The organism is Mesorhizobium sp. AR02 (assembly GCF_024746835.1).
GTDB lineage: Bacteria > Pseudomonadota > Alphaproteobacteria > Rhizobiales > Rhizobiaceae > Mesorhizobium.
This window is the reverse complement of record NZ_CP080531.1, coordinates 6,718,427-6,736,802: the sequence shown is the minus strand read 5'-3', so window position 1 is coordinate 6,736,802 and position 18,376 is coordinate 6,718,427. Positions and strand designations below refer to the sequence as shown.

General features: G+C 61.6%; 21 protein-coding genes. 14 read left to right on the top strand and 7 right to left on the bottom strand.

Annotated features, from left to right (window positions below):
• Window positions 1–3 precede the first annotated feature (3 nt).
• Window positions 4–1,119, bottom strand: coding sequence for an alanine dehydrogenase (gene ald / locus DBIPINDM_RS36855; protein ID WP_010909316.1), 1,116 nt, complete (start codon window positions 1,117–1,119; stop codon window positions 4–6).
• A 157-nt stretch (window positions 1,120–1,276) separates the two neighbouring features.
• On the opposite strand from ald, the gene DBIPINDM_RS36850 reads away from it, so the two are divergent.
• Window positions 1,277–1,750, top strand: coding sequence for an Lrp/AsnC family transcriptional regulator (locus DBIPINDM_RS36850; protein WP_010909317.1), 474 nt, complete (start codon window positions 1,277–1,279; stop codon window positions 1,748–1,750).
• Here DBIPINDM_RS36850 and DBIPINDM_RS36845 read toward each other — a convergent pair.
• Window positions 1,747–2,160 carry a hypothetical protein gene (locus tag DBIPINDM_RS36845; protein WP_258583863.1) on the bottom strand — a complete coding sequence of 138 codons (414 nt, stop codon included), beginning with the start codon at window positions 2,158–2,160 and terminating at the stop codon, window positions 1,747–1,749. The genes DBIPINDM_RS36850 and DBIPINDM_RS36845 overlap by 4 nt on opposite strands.
• Before the next feature lie 313 nt (window positions 2,161–2,473).
• On the bottom strand, window positions 2,474–3,124 hold the full coding sequence (locus tag DBIPINDM_RS36840; protein WP_258583861.1) for a 5-formyltetrahydrofolate cyclo-ligase: 651 nt from the start codon (window positions 3,122–3,124) through the stop codon (window positions 2,474–2,476).
• A gap of 164 nt (window positions 3,125–3,288) precedes the next feature.
• On the opposite strand from DBIPINDM_RS36840, the gene DBIPINDM_RS36835 reads away from it, so the two are divergent.
• Both DBIPINDM_RS36835 and DBIPINDM_RS36830 read left to right on the top strand, forming a co-directional pair.
• Window positions 3,289–4,554, top strand: a complete 1,266-nt coding sequence (locus tag DBIPINDM_RS36835) for an NAD(P)/FAD-dependent oxidoreductase (protein WP_258583860.1) — start codon at window positions 3,289–3,291, stop codon at window positions 4,552–4,554.
• A 147-nt stretch (window positions 4,555–4,701) separates the two neighbouring features.
• Entirely contained in the window at window positions 4,702–6,681 is a 1,980-nt protein-coding gene (locus DBIPINDM_RS36830) for a bifunctional 2',3'-cyclic-nucleotide 2'-phosphodiesterase/3'-nucleotidase (protein WP_258583859.1), read from the top strand.
• 72 nt (window positions 6,682–6,753) lie between these two features.
• Here the strand turns inward: DBIPINDM_RS36830 and DBIPINDM_RS36825 are convergent, their stop codons facing one another.
• From DBIPINDM_RS36825 to DBIPINDM_RS43465, 3 genes are all read right to left on the bottom strand, one after another.
• A complete protein-coding gene (locus tag DBIPINDM_RS36825) occupies window positions 6,754–7,068 on the bottom strand; it encodes a hypothetical protein (protein WP_258583858.1) in 315 nt (104 codons plus the stop codon).
• 210 nt (window positions 7,069–7,278) lie between these two features.
• Window positions 7,279–8,535: an SAM-dependent methyltransferase gene (locus DBIPINDM_RS36820; protein ID WP_258583857.1), complete on the bottom strand. Its 1,257-nt coding sequence runs from the start codon at window positions 8,533–8,535 to the stop codon at window positions 7,279–7,281.
• A gap of 99 nt (window positions 8,536–8,634) precedes the next feature.
• Window positions 8,635–8,733: a hypothetical protein gene (locus DBIPINDM_RS43465; RefSeq protein ID WP_323806058.1), complete on the bottom strand. Its 99-nt coding sequence runs from the start codon at window positions 8,731–8,733 to the stop codon at window positions 8,635–8,637.
• Window positions 8,734–8,865: 132 nt separating this feature from the next.
• On the opposite strand from DBIPINDM_RS43465, the gene DBIPINDM_RS36815 reads away from it, so the two are divergent.
• The 7 genes from DBIPINDM_RS36815 to DBIPINDM_RS36785 all read left to right on the top strand — a co-directional run bounded on the left by DBIPINDM_RS36815 (window position 8,866) and on the right by DBIPINDM_RS36785 (window position 13,506).
• Complete coding sequence (locus DBIPINDM_RS36815) at window positions 8,866–9,000, top strand: hypothetical protein (RefSeq protein WP_258583856.1); 135 nt, start codon at window positions 8,866–8,868, stop codon at window positions 8,998–9,000.
• Window positions 9,001–9,169: 169 nt separating this feature from the next.
• Complete coding sequence (locus DBIPINDM_RS36810; protein ID WP_258583855.1) at window positions 9,170–9,460, top strand: Dabb family protein; 291 nt, start codon at window positions 9,170–9,172, stop codon at window positions 9,458–9,460.
• Between the two features lie 94 nt (window positions 9,461–9,554).
• On the top strand, window positions 9,555–10,445 hold the full coding sequence (locus DBIPINDM_RS36805) for a VOC family protein (protein WP_258583854.1): 891 nt from the start codon (window positions 9,555–9,557) through the stop codon (window positions 10,443–10,445).
• Window positions 10,442–11,302 carry a 3-deoxy-8-phosphooctulonate synthase gene (kdsA, locus tag DBIPINDM_RS36800; protein WP_258583853.1) on the top strand — a complete coding sequence of 287 codons (861 nt, stop codon included), beginning with the start codon at window positions 10,442–10,444 and terminating at the stop codon, window positions 11,300–11,302. Before DBIPINDM_RS36805 ends, kdsA begins: the two co-directional genes overlap by 4 nt.
• 85 nt (window positions 11,303–11,387) lie before the next feature.
• Entirely contained in the window at window positions 11,388–11,591 is a 204-nt protein-coding gene (locus DBIPINDM_RS36795; protein ID WP_027045027.1) for a dodecin family protein, read from the top strand.
• Between the two features lie 83 nt (window positions 11,592–11,674).
• Window positions 11,675–12,040, top strand: coding sequence for a PRC-barrel domain-containing protein (locus tag DBIPINDM_RS36790; protein ID WP_258583852.1), 366 nt, complete (start codon window positions 11,675–11,677; stop codon window positions 12,038–12,040).
• A gap of 98 nt (window positions 12,041–12,138) precedes the next feature.
• A complete protein-coding gene (locus DBIPINDM_RS36785; protein ID WP_258581702.1) occupies window positions 12,139–13,506 on the top strand; it encodes an IS1182 family transposase in 1,368 nt (455 codons plus the stop codon).
• A gap of 149 nt (window positions 13,507–13,655) precedes the next feature.
• Here DBIPINDM_RS36785 and DBIPINDM_RS36780 read toward each other — a convergent pair whose 3' ends face one another.
• A complete protein-coding gene (locus DBIPINDM_RS36780) occupies window positions 13,656–13,781 on the bottom strand; it encodes a hypothetical protein (protein WP_258583851.1) in 126 nt (41 codons plus the stop codon).
• A gap of 199 nt (window positions 13,782–13,980) precedes the next feature.
• On the opposite strand from DBIPINDM_RS36780, the gene eno reads away from it, so the two are divergent.
• The 4 genes from eno to DBIPINDM_RS36760 all read left to right on the top strand — a co-directional run bounded on the left by eno (window position 13,981) and on the right by DBIPINDM_RS36760 (window position 18,375).
• Entirely contained in the window at window positions 13,981–15,255 is a 1,275-nt protein-coding gene (eno, locus tag DBIPINDM_RS36775; RefSeq protein ID WP_258583850.1) for a phosphopyruvate hydratase, read from the top strand.
• Between the two features lie 158 nt (window positions 15,256–15,413).
• On the top strand, window positions 15,414–15,737 hold the full coding sequence (locus DBIPINDM_RS36770; RefSeq protein WP_044550389.1) for an FtsB family cell division protein: 324 nt from the start codon (window positions 15,414–15,416) through the stop codon (window positions 15,735–15,737).
• Between the two features lie 193 nt (window positions 15,738–15,930).
• A complete protein-coding gene (gene pdhA / locus DBIPINDM_RS36765; RefSeq protein WP_258583849.1) occupies window positions 15,931–16,968 on the top strand; it encodes a pyruvate dehydrogenase (acetyl-transferring) E1 component subunit alpha in 1,038 nt (345 codons plus the stop codon).
• A gap of 15 nt (window positions 16,969–16,983) precedes the next feature.
• The gene (locus tag DBIPINDM_RS36760; protein WP_258583848.1) at window positions 16,984–18,375 is read left to right on the top strand and encodes a pyruvate dehydrogenase complex E1 component subunit beta; all 1,392 of its coding nucleotides are present in this window, start codon (window positions 16,984–16,986) and stop codon (window positions 18,373–18,375) included.
• Window position 18,376: the final 1 nt, after the last annotated feature.

The window sequence follows — 18,376 nt, the reverse complement described above, 5'->3', positions numbered from 1 at the left end:
AAATCAGGCGGCCAGAACAGCTTTCGGCTCGACCAGCTCATAACCGAGTGCTTCGGCGACCGCCCGGTTGGTTATCTTGCCCTTGTGGACATTGAGGCCATTGCGCAAATGATGGTCGTCGACCAGCGCCTTCAGGCCCTTGTCGGCGAGCTGCAGGCCGTAGTGCAGCGTCGCATTGTTGAGGGCGTGAGCCGAGGTGACCGGCACGGCACCTGGCATGTTGGCGACGCAATAATGGATGACGCCATCGACCTCGTAGGTCGGCTCGGCGTGAGTCGTCGCATGCGAGGTCTCGAAGCAGCCGCCCTGGTCGATGGCGACGTCGACCAGCACCGAGCCCTTCTTCATGCCGGATAGCATTTCGCGGGTGACAAGCTTCGGCGCGGCAGCGCCCGGGATCAGCACGGCGCCGACGACGATGTCGGCCGAGAAGCATTCTTCCTCGAGCGCCTCGACGGTCGAGTAGCGGGTGTGGACACGGCCGGCGAAAAGGTCGTCGAGCTGGCGCAGGCGCGGGATCGAGCGGTCGATAATGGTGACGTCGGCGCCAAGGCCGGCGGCCATGCGGGCCGCGTGGAGACCAACGACGCCGCCGCCGAGCACGGTGACCTTACCGGGCAGCACGCCGGGCACGCCGCCGAGCAGCACGCCACGGCCGCCATTGGCCTTCTGCAGCGCCGTGGCGCCGGCCTGGATCGACAGGCGGCCGGCGACTTCCGACATCGGCGCGAGCAGCGGCAGGCCGCCGCGATCGTCGGTCACGGTCTCGTAGGCGATCGCCGTGACGCCCGAAGCGAGCAGGCCCTTGGTCTGTTCCGGATCCGGAGCCAGGTGAAGATAGGTGTACAGGATCTGGCCGTCACGCAGCTGAACCCACTCATTGGGCTGCGGCTCCTTGACCTTGACGATCATGTCCGACTTGGCGAACACGTCGGCGGCGGTCTTGGCGATGGTGGCGCCGGCGGCGCGATAGGCGTTGTCATCGGCGCCGATGCCGGCGCCGGCACCGGCCTCGACCAGCACTTCGTGGCCATGCGCCACATATTCGCGGACCGAGCCTGGCGTGAGGCCGACGCGATATTCGTGGTTCTTGATTTCCTTGGGGCAACCGACGCGCATTGTCTTCTCCTGATCCAGGCCCTTTTGGGCTCACTCCATGTATTGTCTGAGTGAACCACGAATCGGTGCGCAAGTGTTTGCGAATGCGCTTGCGCGGACAGGCAGGTTTCGATAATCGTTGCGCGAAATAGCAGGATATTCGCAGGATTCACGAAAAATGCCGCTCGACAGGATTGATATCGCCATTCTCGAGACTTTGCAGAAGGATGGCAGGATACCCAATGCGGCACTCGCCGAGAAGGTTGGCCTGTCGCAGTCGGCCTGTTCGCGCCGGCTCGACAATCTCGAGAAATCCGGAACCATTCGCGGCTACCACGCCCGGCTGTCGAATGCAGCGCTCGGTCACCAGATGACGGCGATCGTGCATATATCGCTGTCGGGCCAGTTCGAGAAGACGCTGTCGGATTTCGAGGCGGCAATCAAGCGTTGCCCCAACGTGCTGTCCTGCCACCTGATGTCGGGCGAATACGACTACATCCTGCGCATCGCGGCAAAAGACCTGGTCGACTATGAGCGGATCCACAAGGAGTGGCTGTCGGCGATGCCGCATGTGACAAAGATCAACTCGTCATTCGCCTTGCGCGAAATCGTTGATCGCACAGCCATGGGCATGAAGCCGGAAATGGCTTAACGCCAAAGGCACACCCGGACGTCCTTCCCTACATAGCATGCGCCTTCGCGGCGAAGTTCTGCCCAACGTTCATCACCGTGAGTTTCGCTAATGTCCGAGTTCGCATAGCCGTCCCAAACCTCACCGTCCTTGTAGACAACTGCCCAGTAATCCCGGGACATTTCATCAGCCCCACTATGCGTATCAGGATAGTCGATACCTGCAAAAACTTGCCGAGGCCCCTGGATATTAAAATCGCCGCCCGTCTCGATTTGATAGGAGCATCTTCCGGATATGCGAGTCTGACCATCAACAACAAGCAGGCAGCGGCCCCATTTATAGCCGCTCGGTAAACGATGCTGTGGTTGCGCGTGCGAAGGCGACAAGGAAAACGCAATTGCAAGGGCAGCCGCTATGGTTCGTCCGATCATCTTGTTATCCGTTGTGAAGCAGCCAATCTAAAGAGCGACCGGACACTGTTGGATCCGCCCAGAGCGCTCGTCGAAACGGTCCGCCGCGGCATGGTCCCTTAAAAATCATACTATTTATCGACCAAGTCGGATTTTTGTCACGCTGCTACACGGGAGTGTGGCTCGATTGAAACGCGTTGGTCCGTACCTGAGGTGTTTTTACTTCGGGTGATCCCGGCCACCTGGCCTCGCTGCTGTCGTGTCCACATCTCAAGGGTGAATCATATTCGCAGCGAAACAGAAATCCGACCGGTCTCATTTTCCAAACAGGCTCTCAGGCTTCGGTGACGACCCGATCCATCGGGATGTCATGCGGCTGTGGATAGATGGTGGCGATGCGCTGCAGTTCGTAGCCGACGCCGATGACCAGCGGCTTGAACGGCATGGCGGCCAGTGTCCGGTCGAAGAAGCCACCACCGTAGCCCAGGCGATAGTTTGCAGGATCAATGCCGACGATCGGCGAGATGACGATGTCGGGCAGCACCGGATCGCCCTCGGCCGGGATCGGGATGTTCCAGATGCCTTTTTCCAGCCGGTCTCCGGATTTGTAGGCACGGAAGATCAAGGGGTGCCCTTTCTCGACGACGATGGGCAATGCCGTGCGGCCGCCGTGCTCATTGACGGACGCCATCCATGGCCGCAGATCCGGCTCGCCGCGAAACGGCCAGTAAAGACTGACCATGCGGCCGCTGATCTCGCCGATGATCGCGTCGAGCCCTTCGGCAATACGCTGAGACATCGCCGTCCGCGCATCGGCGGAAACCGCCAGCCGCGCCGCGATCAGGCGTTCGCGCTCGGCCTTGCGCCAGCGCCTCACATCGGTCCAGTCGGATAGTGGTGTCCGAAACGCGGGTTCGAGTTCATGCATGAAGCAGGGAGGCGAGGCATACTGCGCCGGACCTTGGTCGTCATGATCGTTGGCCATGCTTTACCTCGTAAGCGTGTTCGATGACGCTATACCTCGCGACACGATACATCTTGTGCATTCACGACATGGGGCGACGAGTCCCGGGCACTGTCCTTCTGTTGCTGCATTGCACAAAAATACCTACATCTAGGACAGGCAATCTTGCCGTCAGGGTGAATGAAATGAACGAAGCCAGCCATCACGTCGTCGTCGTCGGCGCTGGGTTCGGCGGCCTCGAACTCACCCATGCGCTGTCAGGCGCACCGGTACGCATCACCATGATCGACAAGCGCAACCATCATCTTTTCCAGCCGCTGCTCTACCAGGTGGCGACAACCGCGCTGGCGACCTCCGAGGTTGCCTGGCCGATCCGCCACCTCCTGCGCAAGCGCAAGGATGTGACGACGCTGCTGGCCAACGTCACCGGCGTCGACCGCGCCGGCAAACGCGTGCTGCTCGATGACGGCAGCGCCGTCTCCTACGACACGCTGGTGCTGGCAACGGGTGCCCGCCATGCCTATTTCGGCCATGATGAATGGGAGCCTTTCGCGCCGGGCCTGAAGACGCTGGAGGACGCCACCACCATTCGGCGCCGCATTCTGCTGGCCTTCGAGCAGGCCGAGAGGGAAACCGATCCCGCCAAGCGCCAGGCGCTGCTGACCATTGCGATCGTCGGCGGTGGGCCGACCGGCGTGGAACTGGCCGGCACCATCGTCGAGCTGGCCCACGACACGCTGCGCGGCGAGTTCCGCAACATCGACACGCGGCAAACGCGCGTGGTGCTGATCGAGGCCGGTGACCGCATCCTAGCCAATTTCGCGCCAAAACTCTCCGACTACGCCAGCAACGCACTCAAGCGGCTCGGCGTGACGGTCGAGCTCGGCCGGGCTGTGACGCGCTGCGACGCCGAAGGTGTTGTGTTTGGCGACAGGCAGCTGGCAGCCCGAACGATCCTGTGGGCAGCAGGCGTTGCCGCTTCGCCCGCCGCCGAATGGCTGGGAGCGAAGGCAGACCGCGCGGGCAGGGTGCTCGTCGAGCCTGACCTCAGCGTGCCCGGCAGCCTGGAGATTTTTGTCATCGGCGACGCCGCCCTTGTGCTGCGGCCCGATGGACGGCCGGTCCCTGGCGTGGCGCCTTCCGCCAAGCAGGAGGGCCGCCATGTGGCGGCGACCATCAAGGCCAGGCTTGGCGGTGACAACACCACGCGGCCATTTCACTACAAACATGCCGGCGATCTGGCGACGATCGGCAAACGCGCCGCCGCGATCGATTTCGGCTGGATCAAGCTGACGGGCTGGCTCGCCTGGTGGCTGTGGGGCATTGCGCACATCTATTTTCTGATCGGTTTCCGCAACCGGCTTGCGGTTTCCCTGAGTTGGCTATGGATCTACGTCACGGGCCAGCGCAGCGCCCGGCTGATCACCCAGGGCGACGACGACAAGACCTGACTTTCTTCACTGTCGCATTCATCCGCGCGTCATCTGGTGCTGATGGACTGATGTCCGGATGCGCGCGACTTCTTGAGTGGACTTGAGCCGATTTCAGCGCCAAGTTCGCTTCGGGGCAGGGCGTCAGGTAGTCGTAGAGGAGAAAACATGTCGCAACTGCTCCACCCAGTCTCCCGCCGCGGTTTTCTCGCGGGTGCCGCAGCCACAGGGGCGCTGATCGTGCTTCATCCCTTCTCCGCCCGCGCGCAAGCCAACCAGGCGCATCTTCGGATCATGGAAACCACCGACATCCATGTGAACGTGCTGCCTTATGATTACTACGCCGACAAAGCCAACGACACGATGGGCCTGTCGCGCACGGCGTCCCTGATCGACGCGGTGCGCAAGGAAGCCGTCAATTCGATGCTGATCGACAATGGCGACCTGCTGCAGGGCAACCCGATGGGCGACTACATCGCCTATGAGAAGGGCCTGAAGGACGGCGATCTGCATCCGATCATGAAAGGGATGAACCTGCTCGGCTACGAGTGTTCGACGCTCGGCAACCATGAGTTCAACTACGGCCTGTCGTTCCTGGACAAGGTGCTGGCCGGTGCCAATTTTCCGTTCGTCTGCGCCAATCTGATCCGCGGCACCGCGCTCGCCGCCAACCCGCGCGACGACAAGCTCTATCTCAAGCCCTATGTGATCCTCGACAGGAAGATCAAGGACGGTTCGGGCGCCGAGCAGCCGATCAGGATCGGCATCATCGGTTTCGTCCCGCCGCAGATCATGGTCTGGGACCTCAAGAATCTCGAAGGCAACGTCAAAACGCGCGACATCGTCGAGGCGGCCAAGGCCTGGGTGCCGCAGATGAAGGAAGAGGGCGCCGACATCGTTATCGCGCTCTCCCATTCCGGCATCGATGTGAAGCAGGGCGACATGATGGAGAACGCCTCGTTCTTCGTCGCCGGCGTCGACGGCATCGATGCGGTGTTCACCGGCCACCAGCATCTGGTGTTCCCCGGCAAGAAGGATTTCCAGTCGCTCGAGGGCGTCGATACGCAAAAAGGCACGCTGCAGGGCAAGCCCGCCGTCATGGGTGGCTTCTGGGGCTCGCATATGGGTCTGATCGACCTGATGCTGGAGCGCGACGGATCGAAATGGAAGGTCGTTGCCGCCACCTCCGAGGCGCGGCCGATCTTCGAGCGCGTCGACAACAAGAACAAGCCGACTGTTCAGGACGACAAGCGCATCATCGCCGCCCTCGAGCAGGACCACCAGGCGACCCTGGCCTATGTCCGCCGTCCTGTCGGCAAGACTTCGGCGCCGCTCTATTCCTATTTCTCACTGGTCGCAGACGATCCGTCGGTGCAGGTCGTCAGCCAGGCGCAGACCTGGTACTTGAAGGACATTCTCAAGAGCACGCAGTGGAAGGACGTGCCGCTGCTGTCGGCTGCTGCTCCCTTCAAGGCCGGCGGGCGCAACGGCGCCGACTACTACACCGACGTGCCGGCCGGCGACATCGCCATCAAGAACGTCGCTGATCTCTATCTCTATCCCAACACCGTACGGGCCGTGGAAATCACGGGTGCGCAGGTGAAGGAATGGCTGGAAATGTCGGCCGGCATTTTCAACAGGATCGAGGTGGGGAAGGCCGACCAGGCGCTCATCAACACCGATTTCCCATCCTACAATTTCGACGTCATCGACGGCGTTACCTACAAGATAGACCTGTCGCAGCCGCCGAAATATGATGCCAAGGGCGGCGTGGCGAATGCCAGCGCCAACCGCATCGTCGACTTGATGTTCGGCGGAAAACCAATTGATCCCAATCAGAAATTCGTCGTTGCGACCAACAATTACCGGGCCGGCGGCGGCGGCAATTTCCCTGACATCAATGCCTCCAAGATCATTTATGAGGCGCCAGACACCAACCGCGACGTCATCGTTCGCTACATCGTAAGCCAGGGTACGATCAACCCGTCCGCCGACGACAACTGGTCGTTCGCGCCGCTGCCAGGCACCAGCGTCGTGTTCGAGACGGGCGTCAAGGCAAAGGACTTCATCGCCGACGTGAAGTCGCTGAAGATCGAACCGGCGGGCGAGGGCGAGGCCGGTTTTGCGAAGTATCGCATCACTCTTTGAAGATTGCTGCGCAACCCGCGGGAAGCGAGCTCACGCCAGCTAGGCGTGGGCTTATCTTGCGTCGCGCGGCTTTCAGTTGGTTGCAGGCGTCGGCGTCAGCGGCAAGGCTGTCGCGGGGGCTTGCGGGCTGACTGGCTGCGTTGGCTCGAGGGACGTGCCGGTCGGGTCGCTGGGTACGATCAAGGGCGACATCCCGGCCGGAGCATGCACCCCGTGGATGGTCGAGGTCGGTGTGTTGTCGATGAGATCGCTCGCACCCGGCGTCAAGGTTGGGCTGATGCTAAGACCCAGCGGATCGTTCATGACGGTGGGTGGAACAACGCGGCGTGCGTCGGCAGCGGATACGGCGGCAAGCAGGATGGCAATGGCGGCAACAGTTCGCTTCAAGGAAGCCTCCTATGGTCTGAGGCGCTCGGCGTTGGTTTTGGCGCGGGGCGTCGGATGCTTGAGAACGGTCGACGCGCGATCGCGGTTTCATCACGTTGACATCAGGAAATCGCGATCGAAAAGGGCGAAGCACGCCAACGGGCAATCGACCCGGTCGTCATGTCCAGCAGTGCTGCATGCTCTGGCAACGAAATCGAGGAGCGTATGGACCTACGCCTTGTAGACCACCTGGCGCACATCGATGTAGCTGGCGCGAAAGCCAGCTTCGCAATAATGGAGGTAAAACTCCCAGAGTTTCTTGAAGCGATCGTCGAAGCCGAGCGGCACGATCTTCTCCCACGACGCCCAGAAGCGATGCCGCCATTCGGCGAGCGTGCGCGCATAATCGTCCGGAAACACGCGCTCACGCAGATGCGCAAGGCCATGGTCCTTGCCGAGCGCCTTCAGGATTGACGGTGTCGGCAGCATGCCGCCCGGAAATACGTAGCGCTGGATGAAATCCGGCCTGGCACGATAGGTATCGTAGGCGGCCTCGTTGATGGTAATGATCTGCAGGCCCGCGGTACCGCCGGGCCGCAGGCAGGCCTTCATCTTGCCGAAGAACACCGGCCAGTATTTCTCGCCGACCGCTTCGAACATCTCGATCGACGCAATGCGGTCGTAAGTCCCTGTTTCGTCGCGGTAATCCTGCAGCTTGATATCGACCTTGTCGGCAAGCCCGGCCTTGGCGATGCGTGCCTTGGCGAAATCGTGCTGTTCGCGGCTGATCGTCAGTCCCGTAACGCGGCAGCCGATTTCGCGTGCCGCGAATTCGGCGAAGCCGCCCCAGCCGCAGCCGATCTCCAGCACATGGTCCTTCCTGCCGATACCCGTGTCCCTGGCCAGCGCCCGATATTTGGCGGCCTGGGCGCTTTCCAGGTCATTGGCGCCATTCGCGTAAAGCGCCGAGGAATAGGTCATGCTCGGGTCGAGCCACTCCTTGTAGAAGGCGTTGCCGAGATCGTAATGTGCCGAGATATTGCGCTTCGAGCCGGTGCGCGTGTTCTCGTTGAACCAGTGGCGGATGCGCTGGACGGTGTTGATGAGCCAGCTGGCGCCGCCGGCGACGCGTTCACCGATTGCCGAATTGACCACGAACAATTCCAGGAAGCTGGTGACGTCAGGGCTTTCCCAATCGCCGTCCATATAGGATTCGGCAACACCGATCGTGCCGCCGGAAAAGGCGCGGCCTGGCAAGCGCCAGTTCTTGAGCACCAGTTCGGCGTCCGGGCCAGGTCCCTTGCCGCCAACGAGAACGGCGCGACCATCCGGCATCCTGACCTTGAGCGAACCACGCGGCAGGTTCATCGCTGCCGACAGCACCATGCGCGCCTTGGCCGGCAGGCCTTTGACAATCTCGGCGAAATTGAACTCGTCGAGCCTGACCGCTTCGCCCGGCGCTACGCTATGATGTTCCCCGTGTGCCATTTCATGCCCCTGGATTTCCGTGGTACCGGCGCAAATTGCCGAACCACGGTTCTCTTGGATCATCCGCCAGGTTCGAACGCCCTTGCCTCGTCCCGTAGCTCACGGGTTCGGCGACAGGCGGGTCGAACGAAAGCGCGCGCCCGTTAACCGGAGCTTCTGCGCTTCCCAGCGAATGCCGATCACAATCTTCCACGTCATGAGGGGGAACTTCAAGAGGCAGGCCGTTGGCTGGGCTGTGCCACGTGGCGTTCGGCATTTTCGTCGAGCCGCTGCTGCCCAAAATCAAAAAACGTCTATGGCCGCAGTCGCGCTTGTGCGATAGCTTTAGCCATGCGTTATGTAGTCGTCATTGCCGCCATCGCGTTCTTCCTGATCTGGGACGGCCTCTACAATCAGGGCCGGTATCTCGACATCTCGGTCAGGGAGCTCTCCCATGCTGTGCGCTACGTCACCGGCAAGGCATAATATCCCCTTCCAAAAATAGCAGCCCGGCGCTTCTGCGAGGTGTTCGTCGCCGCGAGATGAGGTCCGGTCCCGTTTGGGGCGCGTCGCAAGGACGCGTGGCGCCATGAACGGTTGACGCGAGGGGACCGCCGTCACTAAAGACCCCGACATTCAGATCGAGGAGGCGGGATTGATCCGGCATATCGTTTTCTTCAGCGCGCGGCGCAAGGAGGATGTGGAGGCAGTGCGCACCGGGCTGTTGGCACTTGGCAACATTCCTCATTCCAGTCTCTTCGAGGTTACTTTGAACACCAAGGTCGACCCGCTGTCGGATGAAGTTGATGTCGTCGTCTATGCCGAGTTCGCCGACGACGCGGCGCTGGCCGCTTACAAGGCGCATCCGCTCTATGCGCAGACCACAGCCAAGGTCAAACCATTGCGCGAATTGCGCTATTCCGCCGATGTCGTGGCGGGCAGCTGATCCAGCGCGCGGTTCCGGATCTCGACAAGTCCCCGGCGGCCACCAACGGGAAATGGCCTTGAACCGCTCTTCGGAATGATGCACACCGCGCCTGATGACCGACAGACCAACCACCGGCACGCATCCGCTTGACCATCTCGTTCTGCCGACCGGCAGCCTCGACACGGCGCGAGCCCGGCTCGCTTCGCTGGGCTTCGTCGTCGCCCCGACCGGAATCCATCCCTTCGGAACGGAAAACTGCTGCGTTTTCCTCGCCGACGGCACCTATCTGGAGCCGCTCGCGATCGGCAGTGAACAGGCAGCGATCAAGGCGGCCACCGGGGGCAATGTCTTCGTCGCGCGCGACCGCCTCTATCGCGACAGCCGCGGCGATGAGGGATTTTCCGCGGTCGTTCTCGGCACGGACAATGCCGACGCCGATCATGCGCGCTATGTCGAGGCCGGCCTGTCGGCGGGAGACACGCTGAGCTTTTCGCGCGCTTTCACGGATACATCGGGCAAGAGCGATGTGGCGTCATTCAAGCTCGCCTTTGCCTCGGCCAGCGGCGCAACCGACGCGTTCCTGTTCGCCTGCCATCGGATCAACGCGCCGAAAGTGGACCGCACGGCTTTGCAGACCCATGCCAATGGCGCCACGGGCATTGTGGAGGTGGTGGCGGTCAGCGACCAGCCTGACGAACAGATCAGGCTGATCTCCGTGGCGGTGAACAATCCTGCCGCCAACGGCGAGGACGGGGTGTTTCTCCTGCCGAATGCAACCTTGAGCGTGCTTGACCCCAAATCCTTCACCGCCCGCTTTGGCGTTCCGGCCGGGTCATCGACGAAACTTCGCTTCGTAGCGATCGTCTTTGCCGTCCGAAGCATCGATGTCACATCGCGGCTGCTTGCAGCCAATTCCATCCAGCACGATATAGCGGGCACTGATATTGTCGTGCCGCCGGTGTCCGGACAGGGCGCGGCTTTCATCTTCCGGGAGATCCCATGAGCAAGTCCCAAGCGTCCAATTCGATGGCGCCCAATTCGGCCGTAACGGTCGGCAACGTCGTCTTCGACAACAATGCGGCTTTGGCGCTGATCGCTGGTCCGTGCCAGTTCGAATCGCGCCAGCATGCCTTCGACATGGCCGGCGCGCTGAAGGAACTGACAGGCAAGCTTGGCATCGGCCTCGTCTACAAGACGAGCTACGACAAGGCCAATCGCACCTCGCTGTCGGCAACGCGTGGCGCCGGCATGGACGCCGCACTTCCGGTCTTCGATGAGCTGCGCAAGGAATTTTCGCTTCCCGTGCTGACCGATGTCCACACCGAGGAGCAGTGCGCGATCGTCGCGCCGCATGTCGATGTGCTGCAGATTCCGGCCTTCCTGTCGCGCCAGACCGATATGCTGGTTGCCGCCGCGAAAACGGGCAAGGTGATCAACGTGAAGAAGGGGCAGTTCCTCGCGCCCTGGGACATGAAGAACGTGGTCGCCAAGATCACCGGTTCCGGCAACGCCAATGTCTTGACCACGGAGCGTGGCGCGTCCTTCGGCTACAACACGCTGGTGTCGGATATGCGCGCGCTGCCGATCATGGCGGAAATCGGCGCGCCGGTGATTTTCGACGCCACGCATTCGGTGCAGCAGCCCGGCGGGCAGGGCGGTTCCTCGGGTGGCGAGCGGCGCTTTGTCGAGACGCTGGCGCGTGCGGCCGTCGCCGTCGGCGTCGCCGGCGTCTTCATCGAGACCCACCAGGATCCCGACAATTCGACCTCTTCCGATGGCCCGAACATGCTGCCGCTGAAGGATATGCCGGCTCTGCTCGAAAGGCTGATGGCCTTCGACCGGATCGCCAAGGGGCGCTGAGCCAGCGCTTCCTGCCCGTGCTTGTGGTTGAGAGGGGCCGGTTGTACGCTTGGCCGGCAAATGAGCGTTTTGGCAGGAGGAAGCCATGTCCGTCGCCCGCGTCACCGAAATCACCTCGTCGTCGAAGAAGAGTTTTCAGGACGCCATCGAAAAGGGAATCGCCCGCGCTTCGAAAACCCTGAAGAACGTTGAAGGCGCCTGGATCCAGGATCAGAAGATCGTCGTCGAGGACGGCAAGATCGCGGCCTATCGCGTCAACATGAAGGTCACTTTCATCCTCGCGGAGTGATTGGCCCCCGCCGAAAAGGTCGGGAACTTTCGCCCGCGCCCCTCATTGTCAAAGCAGAGTTCAACGACAACGAGGAGCAGATCATGACAACCCAGACAGGTCACACCGAAGCCATTGCCGCTTCGCGCGTTATCGGCACGTCGGTCTACAACACCGAAGGCAAGAGCATCGGCAGCATCGAGGACATCATGCTCGACAAGACGTCGAACGGCATCATGTTCGCGGTGATCGGCTTTGGCGGCTTTCTCGGCATCGGCGAGAAGTACCACGCCGTTCCCTGGGCAAGTCTCGACTATGATGAGGACAAGGGCGGCTATGTCGTGCCGTTCTCCAAAGAGCAGCTGAAGGCCGCACCTGCCTATTCGATCAACGAACTGGCCGGCGCGGATGGCGAGACCGCGCGTGACGCTTCGTATGATTACTACAAGGTCACGCCCTACTGGCATTGACGCAACCACAATCAAAAAAGAACCCCGGCTTTCGCCGAGGTTCTTCAGACTGCTGACAAACCCCTGGCATTTGCCGGGGGTTTTTGATTCACTGGGTCATGTTGAAGCGACCCGCCCCTGAACAGACCGCGCTTGAGATGGTAACGCTGGATCAGCTGGTTCCGGCTGATCACCTGTTGCGCAAGATCGACCGTGTGATCGATTTCTCCTTCATCCACGATCTGACGGCGCCACTCTATTGCCCGGACAATGGCCGGCCGCCGCTCGATCCGACCTTGATGTTCAAGGCGCTGTTCATCGGCTACCTGTTTGGAGTTCGCTCGGAACGGCAGTTGGTGCGCGAGATCGAGGTCAATGTCGCCTATCGTTGGTTTTTGCGGCTGAAACTGACGGACAAGGTGTTCGACGCCTCGACGCTGTCGCAGAACCGGCGTCGACGCTACGACGACACCAGCGTGTCGCAGGCGATCTTCGACCGTATCGTCGAGCAGGCGATCCGAGCGGGCCTTGTCGATGGCACGGTGCTTTACACCGACTCCACCCATCTGAAGGCCAACGCCAACAAGGGCAAATACGATCTTGCCATGATCGCCAAGTCGCGGGCCGACTATTGGGCCGACCTCGATCGTGCGATCGACGCCGAACGAGGGCTGCACGGCCAGAAGCCGCTGAAGGAGAAGCAACGCCAGCCCGCGGTGAAGGAGACGAAGGTATCGCGCACCGATCCCGACAGCGGCTACATGGTGCGCGAGGGCAAACCGAAGGGCTTCTTCTATCTCGACCACCGCACGGTGGATGCGGCCCACGCCATCATCACCGACACGCACACGACAGCGATCGTCCACGATTCTACGGTCTACCTGTCGCGGCTCGACCGCCAGGTGGAGCGCTTCGGCTTTGATGTCGGCGCTGTCGGGCTGGACGCCGGCTATGCCACGGCCGGCATCGCCAAAGGGCTGGAGGATCGCGCAATACGCGGCGTCACCGGCTATCGCCGCCCAACACCGCCCAAGCCTGGCATGATGGGACCGTCATCCTTCACCCATGAGCCCGAGACCGATGGCTATCGCTGCCCACAGGGCCAGTTGTTGGCCTACGCGACCACCGACCGCAATGGCTACCGCCATTACAAGAGCGCCCCCGCTATCTGCCGCGACTGTCCACTGCTCGCTTCCTGCACCACCAATGCCAAGGCCCAGCGCACCATCATCCGCCACGTCTGGGCCGATGCCAAGGAACGCACCGACGCCAACCGGCTGACGGCGTGGGGCAAGGCCGTCTACCGCCGCCGCAAGGAAACTGTCGAGCGCTCCTTCGCCGACGCCAAGCAACTGCACGGCCACCGCTATGCCCGGTTCCGAAGTCTCACCAGGGTAGCCTGCCAGTGTCTGATCGCCGCCGCAGCCCAGAACATGAAGAAGATCGCCCTGGCCCTCAGCCCAAGGCCAAAACCCCGCCTCGCATGAGGCAGGCAACCCTGACAAACGCTGCTGACGGCCGAAAATCCTGACCCACCAACCCCATAAGAAAAACCCCGCCGAAAATCGACGGGGTTTGTCAGCGGTCTGAAGGGCCCCGTTTCGACGGGGCCCTTTTTTCGCGTCAACGCCAACGCCTATTCGCTGGTGCTCAACGCCGGCAAAGGCGCGAAAGCCTTCGGTGGTGATTGCCTGGTATCGCACGACGTCAGGAACGCCGCCGCGATCAGGAACAGACTAACGATACCGCTCAACTCAGACATGGCGAAACTCCTCCTGTTTCGCCCCGCGCGACAACAGCCATAACCCGGAATTGATGTCCGGGCGCATGACTTATGATGACAGAAATTTGCGCTTCGTGAATCGGGCTGGCGGCACTATTCGGCCATGGCCGGATTGCCTTTTGCGTCGCTTTGGCTAAGACGGGCGCGACCTTTCGTCAGATCAATCGGGGACATCGCAATGACCGCCATCATCGACATTGTCGGACGTGAAATCCTGGACAGCCGTGGAAACCCGACCGTCGAGGTCGATGTTGTACTCGAAGACGGTTCGATGGGCCGCGCCGCGGTGCCGTCGGGCGCCTCGACCGGCGCCCACGAAGCCGTCGAGCTTCGCGACGGTGGCGCCCGCTATCTCGGCAAGGGCGTGCTCAAGGCCGTAGAGGCGGTCAATGGCGAGCTGTTCGAGGCGATCGGCGGCATGGAAGCCGAAAACCAGATCCATATCGACCAGACCATGATCGAGCTCGACGGTACGCCCAACAAGAGCCGGCTCGGCGCCAACGCCATTCTCGGCGTTTCGCTGGCGGTGGCCAAGGCCGCGGCCGACGCCGCCGGCCTGCCGCTCTATCGTTATGTCGGCGGCACCAAGGCGCACATCCTGCCTGTGCCGATGATGAACATCATCAATGGCGGCGCCCATGCCGACAACCCGATCGACTTCCAGGAATTCATGATCCTGCCGGTCGGCGCGCCGACGCTGCGCGAAGCCGTGCGCTGGGGCTCGGAAATCTTCCACACGCTGCGCAAGAAGCTGAAGGATGCCGGCCACAACACCAATGTCGGCGATGAGGGCGGCTTTGCTCCGAACCTGAAGAGCGCACCGGTGGCGCTCGATTTCATCATGGAATCGATCGAGAAGGCCGGCTTCAAGCCGGGCGAGGAGATCGCGCTCGGCCTCGATTGCGCCGCGACCGAGTTCTTCAAGGACGGCAACTACGTCTATGAGGGCGAGAAGAAGACGCGCGATCCCAAGGCCCAGGCCAAGTACCTCGCCAAGCTCGCCGCCGACTATCCGATCATCTCGATCGAGGACGGCCTTGCCGAGGACGACTGGGAAGGCTGGAAGTACCTGACCGACCTGATCGGCAAGAAGACCCAGCTGGTCGGCGACGACCTGTTCGTCACCAACACGGCGCGCCTGCGCGACGGCATCCGCATGGGCGTCGCCAATTCGATCCTGGTCAAGGTCAACCAGATCGGCTCGCTGACGGAAACGCTCGACGCCGTCGAGACCGCGCACAAGGCCGGCTACACTGCCGTCATGTCGCACCGGTCCGGCGAAACCGAGGATTCGACCATCGCCGATCTCGCCGTCGCCACCAATTGCGGACAGATCAAGACCGGCTCGCTGTCGCGCTCGGACCGCATGGCGAAGTACAACCAGCTGATCCGCATCGAGGAAGAGCTCGGCAAGCAGGCGCGTTACGCCGGCAAGTCGGTGATCAAGGGCTGATCCGAAATACCAAACTCGGATAGTGCGCGAAGGGCGGGAGCATTCCCGCCCTTTTTCATTTCGCTGATCGCCGGGCCGGTCTCCGTAACCGTCCGTTAAGCACAATCAGGCGAAAAAGGTTCCGGGTCGTTGGAGTTTGCGACCATGGGGAATCGGTTATGTGGACGCGTCAGCACAAGCAGAGAAACACCGGCCGGCTGATCATCCCTTCGCTTTGCGTCGTATTCCTGGCCTATTTCGGCTTCCATGCCTATCACGGCGAGTTCGGCATCAATTCGAAATATCAGCTGGAAGCCCAGACAGTTGCGCTGCAGGCCCAGCTCGATGCGATCAAGGCACGCCGGATGGAACTCGAACGGCGCGTTCGGCTCATGCATGACGGCACGCTGGAGAAGGACATGCTCGACGAGCAGGCGCGCAGGGCGCTCAACCTGTCCCAGGCTGATGAAATCACCATCATGCTGCCGGCGTCGTCGAAATAACTGAATTTCAGTTAATCAACAATATTTTCAATGATTTTAATCGCTTAGGCGCATGCCAGCTATGCAAATTCGTCATGGCGCAACGCTCTGACGCGTGTTAGCCTTGCATAAATCGGTGGGGAGAGCTGATCTTCCCAGGGCAGATTTCATCTTGCCCTAATGTCCGCAAAGAGACGCCAACAGGGAGTGATGCATGGCCACCGCAGCCAGAAAAGCGCCTGCCAAATCGAAATCCGACGGCAAATCAGGGCTTTCCGCGCCCAAGCCTGCCGAATTCACCAAGGACGAAGAGCTCGCCGCCTACCGGCACATGCTGCTCATCCGCCGCTTCGAGGAAAAGGCCGGCCAGCTCTACGGCATGGGCTTCATCGGCGGCTTCTGCCATCTCTATATAGGCCAGGAAGCGGTGGTCACCGGCATGAAGATGGCGCTGATCGACGGCGACCAGATGATCACAGCCTATCGCGACCACGGCCACATGCTGGCGATGGAGCTTTCGCCACGTGGCGTCATGGCCGAACTGACCGGACGCCGTGGCGGCCTGTCCAGAGGCAAGGGCGGCTCCATGCACATGTTCTCCAAGGAGAAGCATTTTTACGGCGGTCACGGCATTGTCGGCGCGCAGGTGTCGCTCGGCACGGGCTTGGCCTTCGCCAACCGCTACCGCGACAACAACAATGTCTCGCTGACCTATTTCGGCGATGGCGCCGCCAACCAGGGCCAGGTCTATGAAAGCTTCAACATGGCCTCGCTGTGGAAGCTGCCGGTGATCTACATCATCGAGAACAACCGCTATGCCATGGGCACCTCGGTCTCGCGCTCGTCGGCGGAAACCAATTTTTCGCATCGCGGCGCCTCGTTCAAGATTCCGGGCATCCAGGTCGACGGCATGGATGTGCGTGCGGTCAAGGCCGCCGGCGATCTGGCTACCGAGTGGTGCCGGGCTGGCAACGGGCCGATCATTCTCGAAATGCAGACCTACCGCTATCGCGGTCACTCGATGTCCGACCCGGCGAAATACCGCTCCAAGGAAGAAGTGCAGAAGATGCGCTCCGACCATGACCCGATCGAACAGGTCAAGGCGCGGTTGACGCAGAAGAAGTGGGCAACCGAGGACGAGCTGAAGACCATCGACAAGGAGGTTCGCGACATCGTCGCCGACGCCGCCGAGTTTGCCCAGAACGATGCAGAGCCGGATCCGTCCGAGCTCTGGACCGATATCGTACTGTAAGGGGAGGGCCAGGACATGCCGATCGAAATTCTCATGCCCGCTCTCTCGCCAACCATGGAAGAGGGCAATCTTTCCAAGTGGTTGAAGAACGAGGGCGACAAGGTCGTCGCCGGCGACGTCATCGCCGAAATCGAAACCGACAAGGCGACGATGGAAGTCGAAGCAGTCGATGAAGGCACGATTGCCAAGATCGTGGTTCCTGCCGGCACCGAAGGTGTCAAGGTCAACGCGGTGATCGCCGTGCTTGCGGTTGAGGGCGAAGACACTGACAAGGCTGGCGAAGGCATTGGCGAAGAGCCTGCCAAGGCTCAAGCAGCGGCGCCTACGCCAGCGCCCGCTGTGGCCAAGAGCGAGGTCGTGGCACCGGTCGCTGCGGCTCCAAGGACGGAAATCGCCGCCGATCCGGACATCCCGGCCGGCACCGAAATGGTCTCGACCACGGTGCGTGAAGCGCTGCGCGATGCCATGGCCGAGGAAATGCGTCGCGACGGCGATGTCTTCGTCATGGGCGAGGAGGTCGCCGAATACCAGGGCGCCTACAAGATCACGCAAGGCCTGCTCCAGGAATTCGGACCACGGCGTGTCGTCGACACGCCCATCACCGAGCACGGCTTTGCCGGCGTCGGCGTCGGTGCGGCGATGGCCGGCCTGAAGCCGATCGTCGAATTCATGACCTTCAATTTCGCCATGCAGGCGATTGACCAGATCATCAACTCGGCCGCCAAGACGCTCTATATGTCGGGCGGCCAGATGGGCGCGCCGATCGTGTTCCGTGGGCCCAACGGTGCTGCGGCCCGCGTCGCCGCCCAGCACTCGCAGTGCTATGCCGCCTGGTACAGCCACATTCCCGGCCTGAAAGTGGTGATGCCGTATACGGCCGCCGACGCCAAGGGTTTGCTCAAGGCGGCGATCCGCGATCCGAACCCGGTCATCTTCCTCGAGAACGAAATCCTCTACGGCCAGTCCTTCGACGTGCCGAAGCTGGATGACTTCGTGCTGCCGATCGGCAAGGCGCGCATCCACAAGGCGGGCAAGGACGTCACCATCGTCTCGTTCGGTATCGGCATGACCTACGCGGTCAAGGCGGAAGCGGAACTGCGCGGCATGGGCATCGACGCCGAGATCATCGACCTCAGGACCATCCGCCCGCTCGATCTCGACACCATCATCGCCTCGGTCAAGAAGACCAACCGCCTGGTCGTGGTCGAAGAAGGCTATCCGCAGAGCTCGGTCGGCGACCATATCGCCAACCAGGTCTCGCAGCGCGCTTTCGATTTCCTCGACGCGCCGGTCATCACCATTGCCGGCAAGGACGTGCCGATGCCCTATGCGGCAAACCTCGAAAAGCTGGCATTGCCGAATGTCGGCGAGGTCATCGAGGCGGTCAAAGCCGTCGCATATCGCTGAA

What these genes read in the sequence shown, in the direction of transcription:
- ald (WP_010909316.1), bottom strand. Translation starts at nt 1,119, where the DNA reads ATGCGCGTCGGTTGCCCCAAGGAAATCAAGAACCACGAATATCGCGTC.
- DBIPINDM_RS36850 (WP_010909317.1), top strand. Translation starts at nt 1,277, where the DNA reads ATGCCGCTCGACAGGATTGATATCGCCATTCTCGAGACTTTGCAGAAG.
- DBIPINDM_RS36845 (WP_258583863.1), bottom strand. Translation starts at nt 2,160, where the DNA reads ATGATCGGACGAACCATAGCGGCTGCCCTTGCAATTGCGTTTTCCTTG.
- DBIPINDM_RS36840 (WP_258583861.1), bottom strand. Translation starts at nt 3,124, where the DNA reads ATGGCCAACGATCATGACGACCAAGGTCCGGCGCAGTATGCCTCGCCT.
- DBIPINDM_RS36835 (WP_258583860.1), top strand. Translation starts at nt 3,289, where the DNA reads ATGAACGAAGCCAGCCATCACGTCGTCGTCGTCGGCGCTGGGTTCGGC.
- DBIPINDM_RS36830 (WP_258583859.1), top strand. Translation starts at nt 4,702, where the DNA reads ATGTCGCAACTGCTCCACCCAGTCTCCCGCCGCGGTTTTCTCGCGGGT.
- DBIPINDM_RS36820 (WP_258583857.1), bottom strand. Translation starts at nt 8,535, where the DNA reads ATGGCACACGGGGAACATCATAGCGTAGCGCCGGGCGAAGCGGTCAGG.
- DBIPINDM_RS43465 (WP_323806058.1), bottom strand. Translation starts at nt 8,733, where the DNA reads ATGACGTGGAAGATTGTGATCGGCATTCGCTGGGAAGCGCAGAAGCTC.
- DBIPINDM_RS36815 (WP_258583856.1), top strand. Translation starts at nt 8,866, where the DNA reads ATGCGTTATGTAGTCGTCATTGCCGCCATCGCGTTCTTCCTGATCTGG.
- DBIPINDM_RS36805 (WP_258583854.1), top strand. Translation starts at nt 9,555, where the DNA reads ATGACCGACAGACCAACCACCGGCACGCATCCGCTTGACCATCTCGTT.
- kdsA (WP_258583853.1), top strand. Translation starts at nt 10,442, where the DNA reads ATGAGCAAGTCCCAAGCGTCCAATTCGATGGCGCCCAATTCGGCCGTA.
- DBIPINDM_RS36795 (WP_027045027.1), top strand. Translation starts at nt 11,388, where the DNA reads ATGTCCGTCGCCCGCGTCACCGAAATCACCTCGTCGTCGAAGAAGAGT.
- DBIPINDM_RS36790 (WP_258583852.1), top strand. Translation starts at nt 11,675, where the DNA reads ATGACAACCCAGACAGGTCACACCGAAGCCATTGCCGCTTCGCGCGTT.
- DBIPINDM_RS36785 (WP_258581702.1), top strand. Translation starts at nt 12,139, where the DNA reads ATGTTGAAGCGACCCGCCCCTGAACAGACCGCGCTTGAGATGGTAACG.
- DBIPINDM_RS36780 (WP_258583851.1), bottom strand. Translation starts at nt 13,781, where the DNA reads ATGTCTGAGTTGAGCGGTATCGTTAGTCTGTTCCTGATCGCGGCGGCG.
- eno (WP_258583850.1), top strand. Translation starts at nt 13,981, where the DNA reads ATGACCGCCATCATCGACATTGTCGGACGTGAAATCCTGGACAGCCGT.
- DBIPINDM_RS36770 (WP_044550389.1), top strand. Translation starts at nt 15,414, where the DNA reads ATGTGGACGCGTCAGCACAAGCAGAGAAACACCGGCCGGCTGATCATC.
- pdhA (WP_258583849.1), top strand. Translation starts at nt 15,931, where the DNA reads ATGGCCACCGCAGCCAGAAAAGCGCCTGCCAAATCGAAATCCGACGGC.
- DBIPINDM_RS36760 (WP_258583848.1), top strand. Translation starts at nt 16,984, where the DNA reads ATGCCGATCGAAATTCTCATGCCCGCTCTCTCGCCAACCATGGAAGAG.